Source organism: Actinoplanes sp. ATCC 53533 (genome assembly GCF_003947245.1).
In genome coordinates this window covers 1-2,554 of record NZ_QHHV01000481.1, presented here as the reverse complement: position 1 = coordinate 2,554, position 2,554 = coordinate 1, and the positions used below count along the sequence as shown (strand labels likewise).

The following is a 2,554-nucleotide window of genomic DNA, read 5'->3' as shown; positions in this document are numbered from 1 at the left end:
CAGCGACTGCCTACCACTGGATCCGCGAACACACCGCCGGCCATTGGGCCCCTGAGCTAGTCGGTGTCGGTGACCTACCGCTTCCCGTGGTGGTCGAGCAGATTCTGTCCTCGGGTCTTCTGCACGGCAATGAGCGAGCAGTCCAAGGCTTCCGCCAGGTTGCTGCGACCGACGTGGTAACCAAGGACGGAACTCAAGGACGGGCTCGGGAACTCGACGAGATCCTCACCGATCGTGGTGCCGATGCCGGTCAGCCACACCCAGCGCTTCGCATGGCCACCGCACTTTACTGCTACTCCCTGGTTCCCCGCGCGCAGGCCAAGCGGGGCGCTACCAAACCAGAACTCCTCGCAGCCATCTACCGACCGGAAGGCGTGTCGTTCCATGCGGCCGAGGAGGTATTCAACGTCCTCATCAGCGACGAGGAGGGCCTCGGTGCCCTCGACGTGACCGACACTGCCGCCGGCCGAGGACTCGCCCGCTACCACTTGGCTGTGGCCCAGAACCTGCGCATGTTCTTCCGCCAGGCGAAAAACGCGGTCCAGCCCTCCGATCGGGACGCCTACGTTTGGGACCGCGCCAAGGCTCTTGCCCGGGCCAATCAAGGTCAGTTCGACCAGGTCATCCCTGTGGCCATGCCTGAGATCGCTGGGGCATCGCTGTCGCAGACGTTCGGCGACGTGGACCAGAACGGCAAGACCCGGCTGGTGGTCCTAGACCCGCGTCAGTGGACGCTCCACAACGGCCGTGACACTCTTACGCGAAGCGATGTTGCCGCCCTGCTCGGTGTCGGTGAGCAGGCGCTTCCGGTCGACAACGGCGCGTCCTGCGTCGTCGCCTGCGTCAACACTCAACGCCGCGACAACGTTCGCAAGCGGGCGACCGAACTGCTTGCCTGGCGGTCCGTGCTCGGCCAACTCGACCCCGACGATGACAAGCGCCGCGACGCCCTCGGGGAACTGCGCACGGCAACGGAGCGTGTCGACGCAGATCTGCTGAAGGCGTTCCAGCACCTCGCCTACCTGACCAGGACCGACAGGGTTGAGGCCGATTGGCAGCGCTTCGACGACGACACCAAGAGTTCACTCAAGGGCAGCCACGTATGGGACGCGCTGGTCAAGAACGGCCGCGCCGTCTACCCAGGCAAGTTGTCCGGCGACTACCTTCGGACCTTGCTCTCCAAGATGCCCCGCGCGCTGACGCTCAAGGAGATCGGGCAGCAGTTCTACAAGAACGCCGCATTCCCGATGGTCCCGTCGTCAGACGATATCCGCCGGGCAGTTTTCCAGACGCTCAGCGGCCCCGACGCCTACGAAGTTGTCGACGGCAATGGCGAAGCCCTCACGATCTCATCCGTTGACGAACTATCTATCGGCTCCATGGACCTCTCGTTGCGCAAAGCGACCGGCACTCCGCCGGCCGGCACCCCAACCGCTGGCGCCCCAGGCACCGACACAACGCCCGGCACCGGCACCGGCACCGAGTCCACCGGAAGTCACCAGCCCAAACAGGGCCCAGTTGCAGGGGAGAGGGAACCGGAATATCGGCGATACCAACTTGAAGTGCCCAACCGCAGCCTCGTCGACCCCGATACCCGCCGGGCTCTCGCCAACCTGCTCCAGTCTGTTCTCGACGCTGTCGACCCCGACACCGGCGGCGACCTCCAGTTGCTTGACCTCCAACTCAACCTCACCGCTGACAGCGCAGCCGTAGAAGAGATCGAACAGCGCGCGAGCGCGGTCGGCGCATCCTGGACACCGGAGGAACTCGACTTCTGAGAGGACGTCTCATCCTGTTTCGCGTTTGTCCTTTTGTGGCTTTTAAGGGTTTATGGCCGCTGACCCCGCCTGTGGCCGGCGGCACTGAACGCGGCAACCGCCGGCTATTGGTGGATGAAAACGAACCAGACACGCTTGGAAGACTAAAAGCCTACAAGTCGGGCATTCGTGAATGCGGCCGATCAGTTCGATGTCGCCATGAGACAGGCATCGGCGAAAGCGATCATGGCGCTCCGAAATTCTCTTATCGCGCGCAAAGTGAATGAAACGTCCAGTGAGAGGACGTCTCATTGACGTAGTTTGTGTGTTATGTGGTTTTAGCCGTATCGCCAGGTTGGGGTGGTTTCGGCGGTGAGGCGTTTGGCGAGGTTGTCGATCATCGCGAGGGTGATCATGCTGGCGGAGTTCTCTGGGCGGGCTTCGTAGTCGCGTACGAGTCGGCGGTGCTGCATGAGCCAGCCGATGGTGCGCTCGACGACCCAGCGTCGTTTGACCACGCTGAAGCCCTTGAGCAGGGGGTCCTTGGTGACGATCTCGACGTCGATGCCGAGGGCTGCACCGTGCTCGACGGCCTTGACCTTGAAACCGGCATCGACCCATGTCTTGGTGATGGTCGGGTATTTAGCACTGGTTTGGTCGAGTAGGTCCATGCCGATCACGTTGTCGCTGACGCTGGCTGCGGTGACGATCACATACAGCAGCAGGCCGAGGGTGTCGGTGATGATCCCTCGCTTGCGGCCGACGATCTTCTTGCCGGCATCGGTGCCCTGGGTGGC

At 63.0% G+C, this 2,554-nt stretch carries 2 protein-coding genes; one reads left to right on the top strand and one right to left on the bottom strand.

Annotation, left to right across the window (positions count from 1 at the left end):
• A partial coding sequence (locus DMB66_RS59370; protein WP_233625620.1) for a hypothetical protein occupies window positions 1–1,778 on the top strand: 1,778 nt, incomplete at its 5' end.
• A 317-nt stretch (window positions 1,779–2,095) separates the two neighbouring features.
• Here the strand turns inward: DMB66_RS59370 and DMB66_RS59365 are convergent.
• The coding region (locus DMB66_RS59365; protein WP_148112951.1) for a transposase at window positions 2,096–2,554 on the bottom strand (459 nt) is incomplete at its 5' end.